The sequence below is a fragment of the Curtobacterium sp. NPDC088465 genome (assembly GCF_044753165.1).
Taxonomy (GTDB): Bacteria; Actinomycetota; Actinomycetes; order Actinomycetales; family Microbacteriaceae; genus Curtobacterium.
The window spans coordinates 783,512-800,310 of sequence record NZ_JBIVMR010000001.1 but is presented as its reverse complement, the minus strand read 5'-3'; the positions used below and the strand labels follow the sequence as shown (position 1 = coordinate 800,310).

Below are 16,799 nucleotides of genomic sequence, written 5' to 3'. Positions count from 1 at the left end.
GTCAACCCTTGACCGATCCTTCCGTGAGGCCCCCGCGCCAGAAGCGCTGCAGGACGATGATCGCGATCACCAGCGGGATCACCGAGACGAGCACGCCGCCGGTGGTGAGCTGGTAGAACTCTGGCAGACGATCGACCTGTGCCCGCCAGTTGTTGAGTCCCAGTGTGATCGGGTAGAGCTTCTGGTCTGCCAGCATGATGAGCGGCAGGAAGAAGTTGTTCCAGATGCCGACGACCTGGAACAGGAACACGGTCACGAGCGCCGGGGTCATCTGGCGCAGCACGATCGTGTGGAAGATCCGCAGCTCGCCGGCACCGTCGATGCGGGCCTGCTCGAGGAGCGCCGTGTCGACCGAGGCGGCGGCGTACACCCGGCAGAGGAACAGCCCGAACGGGGAGACGAGGCTCGGGATGAGCACGCTCCAGTACGTGTCGGTCAGGCCCATCGTCGAGAAGAGCAGGAACAGGGGCAGCGCCGTCGCGGTCCCCGGCACGAGCACACCGCCGAGGATCGTGCCGAACACCAGCTGCCGCCCGCGGAACTCGTACTTCGCGAGCGCGTACCCGCCGGCCGCGGCGAAGTAGGTCGCCAGGACCGCGCCGACGCCGGAGTACAGGACGCTGTTCGCGATCCAGCGGACGAAGATGCCGCCGTCGTACGAGAACACCTGCTGGATGTTGCTGAACAGCGCGAACTTGCCGCCGAACCAGAACCCGTTCGTCGCGAACAGGGCGCCGGTGGTCTTCGTCGCCGCGATGACGACCCAGTACAGCGGCACGAGGAAGTAGACCGCGACGATGACCAGGATGGCCGTCACCACGATCTGCGAGCGGGGGGAGCGGTCGAGCTTGCGGCGCTGGTGCGCCGTGATCGACGTGGTGTCGACGGGCTCGGCCGCCTCCTTGGTGACTGGCGCCTCGATGGCTTCGCTGGTCATGCTTCCGCCTCCAGGCCGTCGCGCTTGGCCCGCTTCTTCTGGTCGCGCTCGTTCTTCGGCGCGCGGTTCGTCAGCGCGAGGAACGCGAACGACAGGATGAACGCGGCCAGCGCGATGATCACGGCCTGCGCGCTCGCGACGCCGTACTCGTTGAACGCGAAGGCGTTCGTGTACGCGGCGTAGTTCGGCGTGTACTCGGTGTCGATGGCGGGCGCGACCGTCGACAGGATCTGCGGCTCGGCGAAGAGCTGCAGCGTGCCGATGATCGAGAAGACCGTCGTGAGCACCAGGGCCGGGGCGATGAGCGGGATCTGGATCCGCCACGCGACCTGGAAGGGGCCGGCGCCGTCCATCTTCGCGGCCTCGTAGACCTCGCCGGGGATCGACTTGAGCTGCGCCACGATGATGAGCATGTTGTAGCCCGTGTAGGTCCACGTGACGATGTTCGCGATCGACCACAGCACGCTGTTCGCGCCGAGGAAGTCCGGCTGCAGCCCCACCGACTGCAGCAGCGACACGATCGGCGACAGGCCGGGCACGTAGAGGAACGACCAGAGGATCGTCGCGATGACGCCGGGGACGCCGTACGGCATGAAGTAGACCGCGCGGAAGAAGGCGGGCCAGCGGGCGCTCGCCGACTCGAGCAGCAGCGCGAGGATCGTGCAGAGGACGATCATCACCGGCACCTGCACGATGCCGAACAGGAGCATGCGCCAGATCGAGCCGACGAACCCGGCGTCGTTCAGCGCGGTGACGTAGTTGTCGAAGCCGGCGAAGCGGCCGGTGACGCCGTCCTCGCCGAACAGGCCCTCGCGGTCGACGGTGGTGAAGCTCTGGAAGAGCGCGCTGATGATCGGGATGATGAACGTCAGCACGAACAGGGCGAGGAACGGGGCGAGCAGGATCCACGGGGCGCGCTTCTGGGCGCTCGTGGCCTTGGTGCTCGTGCGGAAGCCGGATCCCGGCTGGGTGGCGGTCATCGTGCGGTCCTGACGCTGAGGCCCTTGTCCTTGAAGGACTGGACGATCTCCCGCTGGGCGAGCTCGACCGCGTCCGTGAGCTTCAGCCCACCGGTGAGCTTGCGGCGGAACTGGTTCTGCAGGCTGGTGAAGGCCGACTGGGTCACGGGCGACCACGACCACTCCAGGTTCTGCTCCTGGGCCGAGGGGACGAAGACCTCCTCGTTGTAGTTCTGCCCGGAGAACCACTCGGACGGCTGCTGGCGCGCCTTGCCGATGTAGTCCTTCGCCGGGGACCACCCGATGCCGCAGTACTTGATCATCGCGTCGACGCCCTCCTTCGAGGTCGTCATCCACGTGATGAACTCGAGCGCTTCCGCCGGGTGCTTCGCGTTCGCCAGCACGGCGGCCGTCGAGCCGCCGATCGAGCTCGATCCGTAGCCGGTGTCGCCCCACGTCTGCATGGGGGCGACCTTCCACTTGCCCTCGCCGCCCTGCACGGACTGGATGAGGGCGTCGCCCCAGCTCGCGCTCGTGACCGCGGCGATCTTGCCGCTCGCGGCGGCGGCGTACCAGCCCGGGGAGTACGCCCCGGCACTCGTGTCGACCAACTTGTCGTCGATGACCCCGTCGAAGAACTCGGCGACCATCATCGTCTTGTCGTCGGTCATGTCGACGACCCAGGCGTCGCCGTCGGTCCGGAACCAGCGCGCGCCCGCCTGCTGCGCGTACGCGGCGAAGGGCGAGGCGTCGGCGACCGGGAACACCTCGAGGTAGTTGCCGTTGCCCGTGCCGCGCACCTTGTCGGCCAGGTCGCGCCACTCGTCCCACGTCGTCGGGGGCTGACCGCCGGCCTGCTCGAGGATCGCGGTCTGGTAGTAGAAGCCCATCGGGCCGGTGTCCTGCGGGATGCCGTAGACGCCGTCGACGAACTCGACCTGCGACCACGCGGCCTCGTCGTACTTCGACTGCACGTCCTTCGCGCCGTACCGGGCGAGGTCGACCAGGCCGTTCGCGAGCATGAACTCCGGGATCTGCCGGAACTCGACCTGCCCGATGTCCGGACCGCCGCCGGCCGCGAGCGCGGAGTACATCTTCTGGTACCCGCCCGCGTTGCCCCCGGGGATCCAGTTCGCGGTGACCTGGATGCGCGGGTTCTTCGCGTTCCAGACGTCGCAGACCTTCTGGAGGTCCTTGAGCCACGCCCAGTAGGTGATCTGGACGGTCTCGCCACCGGCGGCCGCGGGGACCAGCGCAGCCTTGTTGACGTTCGTCGATCCCGGGACGGCGCACCCGGCGAGCAACCCCGCCGCAGCTGTTCCGAGTCCGAGTCCGAGCAGGTTCCGTCGTGACAGGACGGTTCTCGATGGGATGGGTGTCATCACGGCTCCGGTTCGTCGTTGAGCGGGGTCGGAGCCAGCAAAGCACAAAACCGAGCGAGGCTGTGCATTCCTGAAGTATCCACAGAACGTCGTGACCGAACCGTGGCCCGGTGCCTCCGGCGAGCGCGGCGGCGCGCGACGGCGCGAGACTCGGTTCCGCGGACACGTTCGCGGTCGCGGCGACGCGAATCCGTCCGCTCACGCGAGCCTCGGAGCGAGCCGTCGGCGCCCCGTCCCGCGCTGGCTGCGTGTTCGCTCCGACCTCCGAACGTGGTCAGCGCCGAGCGCGCACCGTGGTCAGCACGCACAACACCGAAGCCGCAGGCGGCCCGACAGCGACGTCGGCGGCACCGACGCAAAGGGGCAGGCGATGACCGATCGCGGCAACAGCACGCACGGACCCGAGCTCGACGACCAGCTCGCGCACGAGGCGCAGAGCATCGTCCAGGGGCACGGCAGCAACGCACACGTCGAGGAGTTCCGGCAGTCCGAACCGGTGCCCGACGACACCGACGCCGCCGAGACGGTGACGGCCTCCGGGTACGACGGCGAGCTCGAGGGGTCGTTGCAGGACGACGGGTCGGGCGTCGGCGGGGGATCGGACGCCGTCTTCACGACCGAGACCGACGAGGAGGGCGAGCGCTGATGGCCCAGACCACCCGCGAGACCAGCGCCCTGCAGCCCGAGATCGTCCAGGCGCTCCAGACGCCGGGCACCTGGACGTGGGCCTACGTCGACGCGTCGGGCAACCGCGAGGACCCGCGCCGCATCGCCGCGCTCCAGCGTCGGACCGTCTCCGATGCGCTCGCGGGGCAGGGCTGCTCCGAGCGTGCCGCACAGATCATCGAGGAGGAGCTCGTCGAACAGCCCGGCGTGCCCGCACCCGTCGCCCGGTACGTGCTCGTCCGCGACGACGAGCTCGTGCTCAGCGAGGTGCTGCCCGGGCACCTGCACGGCCAGGAGTCGATCGGTACCGGCGCCGTCCCCGACCTGCTGCCCCTGCTCGCCCACCGGCCCTTCGACCTGCCGTTCCTCGTCGTCACCGTCGGACGTGAGGGCGGCGGCTTCCGCAGCTACCGACTCGGGCACGCCCCCACCGGCGCCGCCGAGGACGAGCAGCGCGTGCAGGGCCGGACCGACACGCTGCACAAGGCGAAGTCCGGTGCCGGGTGGAAGCAGCCGCACTGGCACCAGCACGCCGAGGAGATCTGGAAGCAGACCGCCGGCGAGGTCGCGGCCGCGATCGAGGAGACCGTCCGGGCGACCGCGCCCCGGCTGATCGTGCTCGCCGGGGACATCCGTGCCCGCGAACTCCTGCGTGGCGAGCTCTCGACGTCGACCCGGGCGCTGGTCACCGAGGTCGCGGTCGACCCGCGCGCCGACGACGCCTCCGAGAAGGCGCTCGTGCAGCACGTCGACCTCGCCCTCGCCCGCGTCCTGGCGTCGCGGCGGCACGACGTGCAGGACCTGCTCCGCACGCACGAGGGCCGCGGGGACAACGAGAGCGTCAGCGGGATCGGTGCCGTCGTGTCCGCGCTGCAGCAGGCCCAGGCAGCCGTCGTCACGCTCGACGCCGGTGCGCTCGGGGACCGGACGCTGTACGCGCTCGATGCCGCACCCTGGGTCGCCACCGCTCCCGGGCAGGCCGCGGGGGCGTCGGTGCTGGGGCAGGTTCCGGCGGTGTGCGCACTCGTCCGGGCAGTCGTCCTGACCGACGCCGAACTCGTCCTGGTGAACGCGGCGTCGCTGCCGAGCGGTGCCCCCGCGTCCGCGCTCCTGCGCTGGCCGGTCGGTCCCGCCGTCCCTGCCTGACCCCGTCCGCCGCGGAGGCCCCTCGCACGGACGCCCCTTCCGCGGGACGCAACGTCGGCGGTTGCTCGCAGCAGTACACCCCTGCGAGCAACCGCCGACGTTGCGTGTTGCGGGCGAGGCTCCTCCGGGTCGCGTGCCGGGCGTCGAGCTGCCCGGGGGCGGTGCTGGGCGTCAGTCGTGGGAGACGTCGTCGCGCGGGACGACCAGCAGCGCGAGCAGGGGCAGCGCGGCCACGATCGCGAACGACGCCGCGAAGCCGAGCACCCCGACGAGTGCACCGACACCGGGGCCGACGGCGCTCGCCGCCAGGAACTGCCCCGTGTTCTGCGCACCGAGCGCCCGGCCCGACCACGAGGGCCCCGCCGCCTCGGCCACCGACGTGTAGGCGAGGCCGTTGTCCGCCACGGTGACGCTCGTGGCGATGACGAGGAACACCGCCGCGGGCGCCCAGTGCGACACGTCGACGAGCGCGAGTGCGCCCATGACGGCCGCTGCGGCCACCGCGACGACGCGCAACGGCCCGACCCGGGAAGCGACGCGGTCGCTCCAGGCGCCGACCAGGATGCGCCCGACGGCCCCCACGAACTGCGAGGCGCCGACCAGCAGTCCGGCCGCAGGCGTCGACCACCCGAGGCCCACCAGCCAGACCAGCCCGTACGTCGAGAGCGTGAACTGCGGCACGACGAGCAGCACCGACACGAGGTGCACCCGCCACAGGAACCCGGACGCCCGGTACGGGTTCGCGGGGCCCGCGTCGATCGTCGCGGTCGCCGCCGCTGCCCGGGCCTGCCGAGGCCGTGGGGGATCGACGATGCCGACGGCGCAGAGCACGGTGAGCACCGCGCACAGCACGAACGGCAGCACGAGTGCGGTCCGGACACCGTGCGTCTCGGTCAGCAGCGGCACCGTCACGGCAGCGAGCGTCACGCCGAGCGGCTGCGACATCTGCCGGATGCCCATCGCGAGACCGCGGCGCTCCCTCGGGAACCACCCGACCACGACCCGTCCGCTCGCCGCGTTCGTCGAGGCACTCGTCATGCCCGCCGCCAGGAACGCGACCCCGAGCAGCAGTGGGTCGCCCGCCGTGACCCACGCCGCAACGACGGTCAGGGTGGTCAGCGCGAGTCCGCCGGCGATCACCACCCGTTCGCCGACGCGGTCGGTCACCGCGCCCCAGGCGATGAGGGTGAGGACGAGGCCGATCGTCGGGGCGGCCGCGAACAGTCCCGCCGACGCGAAGGGCATCCCCTGCGCCAGCAGGTGCGGGATGAGCAGCGCCGGGGCGGAGACGACGAGGGTCCCGGCGGCCTGTGCCGCGACGCCGAGCGCGAGCACGGTCCACGCCCTGGCGGGGACGACGGGCGGAGCGGCGGTGGTGGTCTGCGCGGGCACGTCGTCTCGATCGGGGAGCGGTTGGTGTACCAGGACGGTATACCAACACGCGTCGATCTGCACTACGCTGGTCCGCCGTGACCGAGACGACCGAGACTGCCGCGCCCGTCTCGCAGACGAGCCAGCTCTACGACAACCTGCGCGCGGCGATCCTGACCCTCGACATCGCCCCCGGAGAGCGGATCTCGGAGCGCGGACTCGAGGGACGCTTCCATGCCTCGCGGACCCCCGTGCGCGCTGCGCTGTCACGGCTCGAGCGCGAGGGGCTCATCCTCCACGAGGGGCGGTCGTGGACGGTCACCCCGATCGACCTCGACGAGATCGCGTCGCTCGCCGAGCTCCGCGGCGTGCTCGAACCCGCCGCGGCGCGTCTCGCCGTCGAGCGTGCCTCCGCCGAGCAGCTCGACGAGGTCCGTGCGCACCTCGACCAGCTCCGCAGCACACCCGACCGCGAGGCCGGGATCCGCATGGGCTCGACGTTCCACCTGGACCTCGCTGCGCTCGGGGGCAACCGCTTCGTCACCGACGCGATCGCCGACGCCCTCACCCGGCTCGAGCGGACGCGGTGGATCGAGGTCCGCACCGCCGAGGCGCGCGAGGCCGCGTGGGACGAGCACAGTGCGATCCTCGAGGCCGTCCGTGCCGGCGAGGCCGACCGCGCGGCCGAGCTGCTGGCGGCGCACGTCGCGGGGACCAACGACCGCCTGCTCGCGTTCATCGCGCAGGAGCGACGGCGCCTGCGCGGTGCCGGCATGGCGATCGTCGGCAGCCCGGAGCTGCTCGGCGACGGCGACCCGGCAACCACCCAGGCGCACTGACCACCCAGGCGCACCGGTCAGGAGCGACCGGCCGCACTCGCCACCCGGGCGCACCGGCCAACAGGCACCGGGGCGCACCGGCCGGGAGGCACCGGCCGGACCGACGAGGCGGACCCGACCCGTGCCTCCCGGCTGGTCAGGCCCTGGTCGTGGGTTCCTCGGACCCGTCGATCTCCTGGGCGGACAGCGTCGCGCCGTGCTCGGTGTGGTCGAGGAGCGCGTCGCGCACCTCGGCCTCGTCGGTGGTGAGTCGGATGGCGTGCTTGCTGCCGGACCGCGTCTGCTGGGACATCGAGAGTTCCTCCTGTGTGCGTGGGCACCGTCGTGGTGCGCTTCCTCACGGGACGTTCTGAGGTCGCAACAGTCTGCGCCCGCCCCTCCGCGGAGCGCAAGGGTGTCGGCCGGCCTGTGGAGGAGTCGGAGCCGGGCCCGTGCCTAGGATGGTGCGGCCGCGCACCGGTGCTGCGGCCGGGTGGACGTCGGACGGGAGGCACGGCATGAGCGCGCAGCGCACCGCACCTCCCACGGTCTACGACGTCGCGTCCCAGGCCGGCGTGTCCATCGCCACCGTCTCCCGCGTGCTCCGCACGCCGGACGCCGTCCGTGAGGGCACCCGCGACCGCGTGCAGGCGGCGATCCGGAGCCTCGGCTACGTGCCGTCCGGCAACGCACGCGCCCTGGCCGGCAAGCGGACCGGCGTGGTCGGCCTGCTGCTGCCCGGGTTCGACGTCGTCCCGGACGAGCGACCCGACCTCGTCACGGACGGTGGCGTCCGGGTGGTCGACGACCGACGCCACGTCACGCAACCGTTCTCGTCGAACCTGTACTTCGACGAGGTCCTGCGCGGTGCCGAGACCGAAGCGTGGCAGCGGGGGCTCGCCCTGATGGTGGCGGCCGGGCGCGGGTCCTCGCGGGACGTCATCGTGAACGACGTCGCGGGTCGGGTCGACGGCCTCGCGGTGCTCGCGCAGACGGTGCCCGACGACCTGCTCGAGCACGTCGCCCGGCGCATCCCGGTCGTGGTGCTCGCGGACGACCGGCGCTCGCACGGCTTCGACTCGGTGAGCGTCGACAACGCCGCGGGCATGCGCACGCTCGCCTCGCACGTGATCGGTCGGCTCGGGATCCGCTCGCTGGCGTACCTGGCGGGGCCGATCGACTCTCCGGACGACATCGAGCGTTCGGCGGGCTTCCGCCAGGCGCTCGCCGACAACGACCTGGCGGCGTCCGACGTGCGGGTGGTGCACGGCGACTTCGGGCGCGCACGGGCTCGTGAGCTCGCGTCGGCCCTGTTCGACGGAGTCGACGTCCCCCGCGGGGTGATCTGCTCGAACGACCAGTCCGCGCTCGGCGTGCTCGACGCCGCCGGGGCGCGGGGGCTGCGCGTCCCCGAGGACGTCGTGGTGACCGGCTTCGACGGCATCGACGCCGGGCGCTTCTCGACGCCGCCCCTGACGACGGTGCACCAGCCGATGGGGGAGCTCGGTCGTGCGGCCGTCCGGGCGATCGTCGACCGGTTCGAGCGGCGCGACGGGCCCCCGCGCGCTGTGCGGCTGCCGGTCGAGGTGCTGCTGCGCGAGAGCTGCCCGCCCTCGATGTAGGCGTCGCCGGGTCGGGATCTGGCCCTGGCTCAGGTCGCACGACATGCCGCCGACTGCCGCTCCGGTCGCACGACTTGCCGTCTGTACGGCGAACGGGCGGCATGTCGTGCGACCGGAACGCTCGTGGACGGCCCTCGGTCGTGGCGACCACCAGAAGGGACCGCAGTTGCGGAGCGCGATGTAAGCGCATACATTGGGCGGAGCACCCACTCGACACGGAGGTCGACCGAGCAATGACGCTTCCCCCACAGCGCACGCGCGGGCACCGCGACCCGCGCCCGGACGGACGGCGGACGCCACCGGCGCCGCACACCCCCGCCCGCCGGCGCGGCCGCATCGCCGCCGCCATCGCCGGACTCGCGGTCGTGGCCCTCGTGGCCACCGGCTGCAGCATCCAGGTCCGCTCCCAGCCGGACCCGAGCATCGGCAAGGACACGATGCTCATCAACGCGGACCGTGGCAACCCACTGTTCGACCGCAACTTCAACCCGTACATCCCGAACGCCCGCACCGCGAGCAAGTGGATGTACGAGCCGCTCATCGAGATCAACCCGCTCGACGGCAAGGGCACCCCGTGGCTCGCGAGCTCGTGGGAGCTGCCCGACGCGCGGACGATCGACATGACGATCCGCAAGGGCGTCGAGTGGTCCGACGGCACGCCGTTCACCCCCGAGGACGTCCTCTTCACGTTCGACCTGCTCAAGAAGTTCCCGGCGATGGACGTCAAGGGTGCCTGGCAGCACATCGACCGCATCGAGCGGGACGGCGACCACCTGGTCTTCCACCTCAACGGCGAGGACGTCCCGAGCCTCAACATCATCGGCGCGACCTACATCCTCCCCGAGCACCACTACGGGAAGGTGAAGGACCCGGTCACCTGGCGTGACCCGAACCCGGTCGGCACCGGTCCGTTCGTCCTGGGCAACTACTCCGACCAGCAGTACTCGATGGACAAGAACCCGACGTACTGGCAGGCGGACAAGATCGCAATCGAGCACCTCGTGCTCCCCGCGACGAACACGCAGCTCGACACCGTCACGCGCGGCTACGACTGGGCGTACTCGTTCATCTCGGACGTCAAGGGCACGTGGGGGGCCGCGTCCGACACGAACCAGTGGTGGTTCCCCGCCGGCGGCGTGATCGGTCTCATCCCGAACCTGACGAAGGCGCCGTACAACGACGTCAACGTGCGCAAGGGCATCTCCTACGCGCTCGACCGCGACGGCATCGCCGAGACCGCCTCCGAGGGCAACCTCAGCGCCGCGGGCCAGACCGGCCTGATCCTGCCGAACCAGGAGCAGTACCTCGACCCGTCGATCCCGGACAAGGGGATGATCACGCAGGACACCGACCGTGCCCTCGCCGAGTTCGCGAAGTCCGGCTACGAGCAGCAGGGCGGCAAGCTCGTCAAGGACGGCAAGCAGCTCGAGATCAACCTCATGACCGCGAACGGCTACTCGGACTGGCTCCGTGCCGCACAGCAGGTGCAGCGTGACCTCGGGAAGATCGGCGTGAAGGTGCAGATCCAGGCACCGCAGCCCGCCGGCTACCAGCAGAACATCAACAACGGCAAGTTCGACATGGCGATGGGCGGCATGGGGAACGGCGACGTCTTCCAGGCCTACAACTCGCTGCTGTCGAGCGACTTCTACCAGCCGGTCGGCAAGTCGACGGTGAACAACTTCGAGCGGTACAGGAACGCGGACACCCAGAAGCTCCTCGACGAGTACCGCGGTACGACCGACCGCGCCGAGCAGCAGCGGATCCTGGACCAGCTGCAGGCCATCGTGTACGACGACCTGCCCGTGATCGGCATGTACTACGGCGGGCTCTGGGGCCTGTTCAACACCGGCAAGTTCGTCGGCTGGCCGAGCGCCGAGGACCCGTACATGGCACCGCAGAACTACGACTCCGCCCCGCTGCTCATCTTCACGAAGCTCCGGCTCCGCGACAGCGCAGCAGGCAAGCAGATCCTCGAAGAGCAGAAGACGCAGCAGAAGGAGGCGGGCAAGTGAAGTACATCCTCCAGAAACTCGTCCTCTTCGTCCTCACCCTCTGGGCCGCGGTCACGCTGAACTTCGTGCTCCCGCGCCTCATGCCGGGCAGCCCGTCCGACGCCGCGCTCGCGAAGCTCAGCCAGAACGGTCCGGTCACCGACGCCACGAAGAAGGCCATCGAGGCCCAGCTCGGCGTCCCCAGCGGCAACCTCTGGGACCAGTACGTCAGCTACCTGCACCAGGTCGTCACCCTCGACTTCGGCACGAGCTACACGTTCTACCCGCAGCCGGTCGGTGACCTGGTCGGCCGCGCACTGCCGTACACGCTCGTGCTCGTCGGCACGGTGACGGTCCTGGCGTTCGTCATCGGCACGCTGATCGGTGTCGCTGCGGCGTGGAAGCGCGGCACGTGGCTCGACTCGCTCCCGACCCTGTCCGGCAGCTTCATGTCGACGTTCCCGTACTTCTGGACGGCGCTCCTGCTGCTGTTCTTCCTCGGCTACGTCCTGCACTGGTTCCCGACCACCGGGGCGTCGTCCGCGACGAGCGTCCCGGGCTGGAACGGCACCTACATCGGCGACGTCCTGCGGCACGCGGTCCTGCCGGCCGTGACGATCCTCGTGACGAGCCTCGGCGGCTGGATCATCGGCATGCGCAACGCGATGATCAACACCCTCGGTGACGACTACGTCACCTTCGCCGAGGCCAACGGCCTCCGCGGTCGCACGGTCGCCGTCCGGTACGCCGCGCGCAACGCGATCCTGCCGAACCTGACCGGCTTCGGCCTGGCGCTCGGTGGCGTGGTCGGCGGCTCGGTGCTGGTCGAGCAGGTGTTCGGCTACCCGGGCATCGGCTACCTGCTCTTCAACGCCGTGATCGGGCAGGACTACCCGCTCATGCAGGCCCTCTTCCTGATGATCACCGTGTCGGTGCTCATCGCCAACTTCATCGTGGACGTCCTGTACGGCGTCCTGGACCCGAGGACGCGCCGATGACCACGACGAAAGCACAAGAAACCACGGTCGCCGTCCGCACGCACGACGACCAGCAGGCCCCCTCCAAGCTCCGATCAGCAGGACGACAGATCGGCGTCGTCTGGAGCAACACGAAGGCCCGCATCGGCCTGTGCATCCTCGGCACCTTCGTCCTCATCGCCCTGTTCGCCCCGCTCCTCGCCCCCTACGGCGGCAGTCAGAACGGCTTCGCGCGGAATGCCGACGCCAGCTGGGCGCACTGGATGGGTACCACCGCCGCCGGCGAGGACGTCCTCTCCCAACTGATCTACGGCGCCCGGGTCTCCGTGCTCGTCGGCGCGGTCGCGGGCCTCCTGTCCACGCTCGTCGCCGTCGCGATCGGCCTGAGCTGGGGCTACATCCGCGGCTGGGTCGCCGAGGTCATCGGGTTCATCGTGAACCTGTTCCTCGTCATCCCGGGCCTGCCGCTCATGATCGTCATCGCGGCCTACCTGCAGAACGGCGGCATCGCGGTGATCATCGCCGTGATCGTCGTCACCGGCTGGGCCTGGGGTGCGCGCGTCCTGCGCAGCCAGACGCAGTCCCTGCGCAGCCGCGACTTCGTCACCGCGGCGCAGTTCTCCGGTGACGGTGCGACGCGCATCGTGTTCCGCGAGATCCTGCCGAACATGACGAGCCTGATCGTCGGCAGCTTCTTCGGCGCGGCGACCAGCGCGATCCTCGCCGAGGCCGGTCTGGAGTTCCTCGGACTCGGCGACTCGTCGATCGTCAGCTGGGGCACGATCCTCTACTGGGCGCAGAACTCGAACGCACTGCTCACCGGCCAGTGGATCCTGCTGTTCGCCCCCGGTCTCTGCATCGCCCTGCTGGCGATGAGCCTCACCCTCATCAACTTCGGCGTCGACGCCGTGTCCAACCCGCGGCTGCGCGAGGGCGCGCGCCGCAAGCGCAAGGAGGTCACCGCATGAGCGGCGCAACCAGCGACGGCCTGGAGGCCCGTGGCGGCACCGCCACGCGCCTCCCGTCCGACGGCACCCAGGCCGAGGTCCTGCTCGACGTCCGCGACCTGTCCGTCGTCTACGAGTCGGCCGGCCAGACGGCCGTCCAGGCCGTCGACCACGTCTCCTTCCAGCTGCGCAAGGGCGAGTTCGTCGGCCTGGTCGGCGAGTCCGGCTCGGGCAAGTCGACCCTCGGCTACGCGCTGACCCGGCTGCAGAAGCCGCCGGCGCGCACCAACGGCGGCAGCATCGTCTTCGGCGGGGCGGACATCCGTGACCTCGACGACGAGGCACTCCGGCAGCAGCGCCAGGGCGGCTTCGCGATGGTGCTGCAGTCCGGCATGAACGCGCTCAACCCGGTGCGCACGATCCGCAACCACTTCATCGACGTCTTCAAGGCCCACGGCCACGTGCCGCGCGAGCGCTGGGACGCCCGGATGCGGGAGCTCATCGGCAAGGTGAAGCTGCCCGAGACGATGCTCGCGCGGTACCCCGGCGAGCTCTCCGGCGGCATGCGGCAGCGCGTGTCGATCGCCCTCGCGCTGTCGCTCGAGCCGCAGCTCATGGTGTTCGACGAGCCGACCACGGCCCTCGACGTCCTCGTGCAGCACGCGGTGATGGACACGATCATCGAGCTGCAGCGGTCCGAGGGGTTCACGGCGATCCTCATCAGCCACGACCTCGGCATCGTGCTCGAGGCCACCGAGCGCGTGCTCGTCATGCACGAGGGGCGGATCGTCGAGGACGGCCGGTCGCTCGAGGTCCTCCGCGACCCGCAGGACGACTACACGAAGATGCTCCTGTCGCACTACGCCGATCCGCGCGCGGAGGTCGTGTCGCTGCCGGGCTTCCCCGATCGGTCGCAGCGGTCGGTCTCCCGTCAGGAGACGACCTCGTCGTTCGCCACCGTCGGGTCGCGTGAGCGCAGTGCCGCGAAGAACCCGATCGTCGTCGACCACCTCGTGAAGACGTACCCGGCGCCCCGCCGCGGTGAGCAGCCCGTGCAGGCGGTCCGCGACGTGTCGTTCACCCTCGAACCCGGGCAGTCGCTCGCCCTGGTCGGCCAGTCCGGCTCGGGCAAGTCGACCATCGCGAAGATGCTCACCGGCGTCGAGCAGCCGACCTCGGGCACGGTGCGCTTCGGCGACACGGACGTGGCGAAGCTCGGGCGGCGGGGGCTCAAGGACCTGCGCTCCGAGGTGCAGATGGTGTTCCAGGACCCGTACGCGGCGCTCAACCCGCTGCACACGGTGGAGTACATCCTGTCCCGGCCGATCGCGAACTACACCGGGCTCCGCGGGCGGGATGCCCGGCGCCGGATGCTCGAGATCCTCGAGACCGTGGGCCTGACCCCCGTCGAGCAGTTCGCGCAGAAGCTCCCGCACCAGCTCTCCGGCGGGCAGCGGCAGCGCGTCGTCATCGCCCGGGCGCTCGCGAGCGACCCGCAGGTGATCATCGCCGACGAGCCCGTCTCGATGCTCGACGTGACGCTGCGCGCCGGCGTGCTCGCGCTGCTCGAGGACCTGCGGGAGCAGTGGGGTGTCTCGCTCCTCTACATCACGCACGACCTGCTGAGCGCGCGGCTCATCACCGACGACATCATGGTGCTGCACGACGGCGCGGTGGTCGAGCGGGGCCGGACGGCCGACGTGCTGCAGCACCCGCAGGACGACTACACGGTCGCGCTGCTGGACGCGGTGCCCAACCCGCGGCGGACACTGCTCGCATGACCACGGTGCACGAGTTCCCGTCCGTCCCGGCCTTCGGGCACCTCCCCACGCCCGAGGGCGTCGACGTCGTCGGCATCGACCTGCCGGTCGGACGGCTGACCGCCTACCGGGTGGTCCCGTCCGGACCGTCGAAGGGCGTCGTGCTCGTCGTCCCCGGGTACACCGGTTCGAAGGAGGACTGGCGCACCTTCATGCCGCTCCTGCGCGAGGCCGGCTGGACCGCGGTCGCGATCAGCCGCCGCGGCCAGGCGGACTCGGCCGCGCCAGGGAGTCCATCGGACTACTCCCTCGACGAGGAGGCCGCCGACGTCGTCCGGGTCGCAGCCCTGCTCGACGACGGCGCGCCCGTGCACCTGATCGGGCACTCGCTCGGCGGCGTGATCGCCCGCGAGGCCGCCATCGCCTCGCCGCAGTCGTTCCGGTCCCTCGTGCAGTTCTGCTCCGGCCCCTACGGCTGGCCCTACCGCAAGGTCACGGAGCTGACGATCCTGCACGACACCGGCGGCAACCTCCGCCAGCTGTTCGACGCGACGAACCCGCTCTGGGCGTACCGACCCGACGAGGAACTCCCCGACGACGCCCGGATGGTCCGCGACCGCTTCGACGCCACGAGCCCGCTGAGCGTCGTCGCCGGCGGGCACATCCTCGAGGATCACACCGACTCGTCCGCCGAACTCCGCGCGACCGGGCTGCCGGTCCTCGTGGCGCACGGCGAGTGGGACGGCGCCTGGCCGATCCCGTGGCAGCAGCAGATGGCCGAGGACACCGGCGCCCGCTACGAGGTCGTCCCCACGAGCTACCACGGCCCCCACGTCGAGAACCCGACCGCGACCATCGCGCTCTTCGACGACTTCCTCGGCCGGCACGCGCCGGCTCGCACCTGAAAGGCACCATCATCACCACGCTGCAGTTCCCCGACGGCTTCCTCTGGGGTGCCGCCACCGCCGCCCACCAGATCGAGGGCAACAACGTCAACAGCAACTGGTGGGTGCACGAGCACGAGCCCGACACCACCATCGTCGAACCCTCCGGCGACGCCGCGGACAGCTACCACCGCTACCGCGAGGACATCCGCATCGCCGCCGACCTCGGCCTGAACTCCTACCGGTTCAGCATCGAGTGGGCACGCATCGAGCCCGAGCGCGGTCACGTCTCCCGCGCCGAGGTCGACCACTACCGCCGCATGGTCGAGGCGTGCCACGAGGCCGGCATCGAGCCGATCGTCACCCTCATGCACTTCACCGTGCCGCGCTGGTTCGAGCGCGACGGCTTCTGGCGCGCCGACGACGCGGCCGACCTGTTCGCCCGCTACACCGAGGCCGCGCTGCCGGTCGTGCAGGACGGCGTCCGCTACGTCTGCACGATCAACGAGCCGAACATCGCCGCGATGCTCGCCGGGGGAGAGGACGCCGCCAACCTGGTCGCCTACGGCCTGCCGAACCCGGACCTGCACGTGGCGGACCAGCTGCTCGCGTCGCACAAGCGGTCCCGCGAGGTCCTGTCCCAGGTCGCCGGGCTCCAGTCCGGCTGGACCATCGCCACGCAGGCGTTCCGCGCGAACGGCGAGCCCGGCTCCGAGGAGATGCTCCGCGAGTACGGCTACCCGCGTGACGACTGGTACCTCGAGCAGGCCGCCGGCGACGACTTCCTCGGCGTGCAGGCGTACACCCGTACCTTCATCGGGCCGGACGGGCCGCTGCCCGTGTCGAACGACGTGGAGACGACCCTCACCGGGTGGGAGTTCTGGCCGGAGGCGTCGGCCGACGGGCTCCGCAGCGCGTGGGAGCTCTCCGGCCACGTGCCGCTGATGATCACCGAGAACGGCATCGCCACCGCCGACGACTCCCGCCGGGTCGCCTACACGCAGGGCGCGCTCGAGGGCATCCACCGCTGCATCGAGGACGGCATCGAGGTCCTCGGCTACCAGCACTGGTCCCTCCTCGACAACTACGAGTGGGCCTCCGGCTACCGCCCGACCTTCGGGCTCGTCGCCTGGGACCGCGAGACCTTCGCGCGCACGCCGAAGGACTCGGCCCGTTGGTACGGGAAGGTCGCGCAGGCGAACGCGCTCGAGACCCGTCGCGACTGACGCGATCCCCTGACGGACTGGAGGCGGGGGGGCCGCGGGGCCCCCGCCCCCCCCCCCCCCCCGGGGGCCCCGCGGGGCGCGGGGCCGCGGGGCGCCCGGGGGCGGCGGGG

Annotated in this window: 15 protein-coding genes; 10 read left to right on the top strand and 5 right to left on the bottom strand. The window is 70.9% G+C overall.

The window, feature by feature from the left end:
* Position 1: 1 nt before the first annotated feature.
* From ACIP6W_RS03565 to ACIP6W_RS03555, 3 genes are read right to left on the bottom strand one after another with little or no spacing between them, the layout of a single operon-like run.
* Positions 2-937, bottom strand: coding sequence for a carbohydrate ABC transporter permease (locus ACIP6W_RS03565; RefSeq protein WP_400428321.1), 936 nt, complete (start codon positions 935-937; stop codon positions 2-4).
* Complete coding sequence (locus ACIP6W_RS03560) at positions 934-1,917, bottom strand: carbohydrate ABC transporter permease (RefSeq protein WP_400428319.1); 984 nt, start codon at positions 1,915-1,917, stop codon at positions 934-936. Before ACIP6W_RS03560 ends, ACIP6W_RS03565 begins: the two co-directional genes overlap by 4 nt.
* Complete coding sequence (locus ACIP6W_RS03555; RefSeq protein ID WP_251160513.1) at positions 1,914-3,278, bottom strand: ABC transporter substrate-binding protein; 1,365 nt, start codon at positions 3,276-3,278, stop codon at positions 1,914-1,916. Before ACIP6W_RS03555 ends, ACIP6W_RS03560 begins: the two co-directional genes overlap by 4 nt.
* A 370-nt stretch (positions 3,279-3,648) precedes the next feature.
* Here ACIP6W_RS03555 and ACIP6W_RS03550 point away from each other — a divergent pair, with 370 nt between their 5' ends.
* Both ACIP6W_RS03550 and ACIP6W_RS03545 read left to right on the top strand, forming a co-directional pair.
* Positions 3,649-3,924 (top strand): hypothetical protein, encoded by a 276-nt coding sequence (locus ACIP6W_RS03550; RefSeq protein WP_400428316.1) that lies wholly within the window; start codon positions 3,649-3,651, stop codon positions 3,922-3,924.
* A complete protein-coding gene (locus ACIP6W_RS03545; RefSeq protein ID WP_400428314.1) occupies positions 3,924-5,090 on the top strand; it encodes a Vms1/Ankzf1 family peptidyl-tRNA hydrolase in 1,167 nt (388 codons plus the stop codon). The genes ACIP6W_RS03550 and ACIP6W_RS03545 overlap by 1 nt, the downstream gene beginning before the upstream one ends.
* A 171-nt stretch (positions 5,091-5,261) precedes the next feature.
* On the opposite strand, the gene ACIP6W_RS03540 is transcribed toward ACIP6W_RS03545, so the two are convergent.
* Positions 5,262-6,482, bottom strand: coding sequence for an MFS transporter (locus tag ACIP6W_RS03540; protein WP_400428312.1), 1,221 nt, complete (start codon positions 6,480-6,482; stop codon positions 5,262-5,264).
* Between the two features lie 77 nt (positions 6,483-6,559).
* Between ACIP6W_RS03540 and ACIP6W_RS03535 the strand changes: the two genes are divergently transcribed.
* Positions 6,560-7,300, top strand: a complete 741-nt coding sequence (locus ACIP6W_RS03535; RefSeq protein WP_251154156.1) for a GntR family transcriptional regulator — start codon at positions 6,560-6,562, stop codon at positions 7,298-7,300.
* A 136-nt stretch (positions 7,301-7,436) separates the two neighbouring features.
* Here the strand turns inward: ACIP6W_RS03535 and ACIP6W_RS03530 are convergent, their stop codons facing one another.
* Positions 7,437-7,592: a hypothetical protein gene (locus tag ACIP6W_RS03530; RefSeq protein WP_158407723.1), complete on the bottom strand. Its 156-nt coding sequence runs from the start codon at positions 7,590-7,592 to the stop codon at positions 7,437-7,439.
* Positions 7,593-7,797: 205 nt separating this feature from the next.
* Here ACIP6W_RS03530 and ACIP6W_RS03525 point away from each other — a divergent pair, with 205 nt between their 5' ends.
* The 7 genes from ACIP6W_RS03525 to ACIP6W_RS03495 all read left to right on the top strand — a co-directional run bounded on the left by ACIP6W_RS03525 (position 7,798) and on the right by ACIP6W_RS03495 (position 16,689).
* Positions 7,798-8,901, top strand: coding sequence for a LacI family DNA-binding transcriptional regulator (locus ACIP6W_RS03525; RefSeq protein WP_209684160.1), 1,104 nt, complete (start codon positions 7,798-7,800; stop codon positions 8,899-8,901).
* Positions 8,902-9,134: 233 nt separating this feature from the next.
* Positions 9,135-10,916 carry an ABC transporter substrate-binding protein gene (locus ACIP6W_RS03520; RefSeq protein ID WP_400428309.1) on the top strand — a complete coding sequence of 594 codons (1,782 nt, stop codon included), beginning with the start codon at positions 9,135-9,137 and terminating at the stop codon, positions 10,914-10,916.
* Positions 10,913-11,893: an ABC transporter permease gene (locus ACIP6W_RS03515; RefSeq protein WP_066651916.1), complete on the top strand. Its 981-nt coding sequence runs from the start codon at positions 10,913-10,915 to the stop codon at positions 11,891-11,893. Before ACIP6W_RS03520 ends, ACIP6W_RS03515 begins: the two co-directional genes overlap by 4 nt.
* The gene (locus ACIP6W_RS03510; RefSeq protein WP_400428307.1) at positions 11,890-12,840 is read left to right on the top strand and encodes an ABC transporter permease; all 951 of its coding nucleotides are present in this window, start codon (positions 11,890-11,892) and stop codon (positions 12,838-12,840) included. Before ACIP6W_RS03515 ends, ACIP6W_RS03510 begins: the two co-directional genes overlap by 4 nt.
* Positions 12,837-14,600, top strand: coding sequence for an ABC transporter ATP-binding protein (locus ACIP6W_RS03505; RefSeq protein ID WP_251160509.1), 1,764 nt, complete (start codon positions 12,837-12,839; stop codon positions 14,598-14,600). Before ACIP6W_RS03510 ends, ACIP6W_RS03505 begins: the two co-directional genes overlap by 4 nt.
* Positions 14,597-15,484 (top strand): alpha/beta fold hydrolase, encoded by an 888-nt coding sequence (locus tag ACIP6W_RS03500; protein WP_251160508.1) that lies wholly within the window; start codon positions 14,597-14,599, stop codon positions 15,482-15,484. Before ACIP6W_RS03505 ends, ACIP6W_RS03500 begins: the two co-directional genes overlap by 4 nt.
* Before the next feature lie 8 nt (positions 15,485-15,492).
* Positions 15,493-16,689 (top strand): glycoside hydrolase family 1 protein, encoded by a 1,197-nt coding sequence (locus tag ACIP6W_RS03495; RefSeq protein ID WP_374109565.1) that lies wholly within the window; start codon positions 15,493-15,495, stop codon positions 16,687-16,689.
* Positions 16,690-16,799 lie beyond the last annotated feature (110 nt).

Coding starts and splice junctions, on each gene's coding strand:
- ACIP6W_RS03565 (WP_400428321.1), bottom strand. CDS start 937: ATGACCAGCGAAGCCATCGAGGCGCCAGTCACCAAGGAGGCGGCCGAG.
- ACIP6W_RS03560 (WP_400428319.1), bottom strand. CDS start 1,917: ATGACCGCCACCCAGCCGGGATCCGGCTTCCGCACGAGCACCAAGGCC.
- ACIP6W_RS03555 (WP_251160513.1), bottom strand. CDS start 3,278: ATGACACCCATCCCATCGAGAACCGTCCTGTCACGACGGAACCTGCTC.
- ACIP6W_RS03550 (WP_400428316.1), top strand. CDS start 3,649: ATGACCGATCGCGGCAACAGCACGCACGGACCCGAGCTCGACGACCAG.
- ACIP6W_RS03545 (WP_400428314.1), top strand. CDS start 3,924: ATGGCCCAGACCACCCGCGAGACCAGCGCCCTGCAGCCCGAGATCGTC.
- ACIP6W_RS03530 (WP_158407723.1), bottom strand. CDS start 7,592: ATGTCCCAGCAGACGCGGTCCGGCAGCAAGCACGCCATCCGACTCACC.
- ACIP6W_RS03525 (WP_209684160.1), top strand. CDS start 7,798: ATGAGCGCGCAGCGCACCGCACCTCCCACGGTCTACGACGTCGCGTCC.
- ACIP6W_RS03520 (WP_400428309.1), top strand. CDS start 9,135: ATGACGCTTCCCCCACAGCGCACGCGCGGGCACCGCGACCCGCGCCCG.
- ACIP6W_RS03510 (WP_400428307.1), top strand. CDS start 11,890: ATGACCACGACGAAAGCACAAGAAACCACGGTCGCCGTCCGCACGCAC.
- ACIP6W_RS03505 (WP_251160509.1), top strand. CDS start 12,837: ATGAGCGGCGCAACCAGCGACGGCCTGGAGGCCCGTGGCGGCACCGCC.
- ACIP6W_RS03500 (WP_251160508.1), top strand. CDS start 14,597: ATGACCACGGTGCACGAGTTCCCGTCCGTCCCGGCCTTCGGGCACCTC.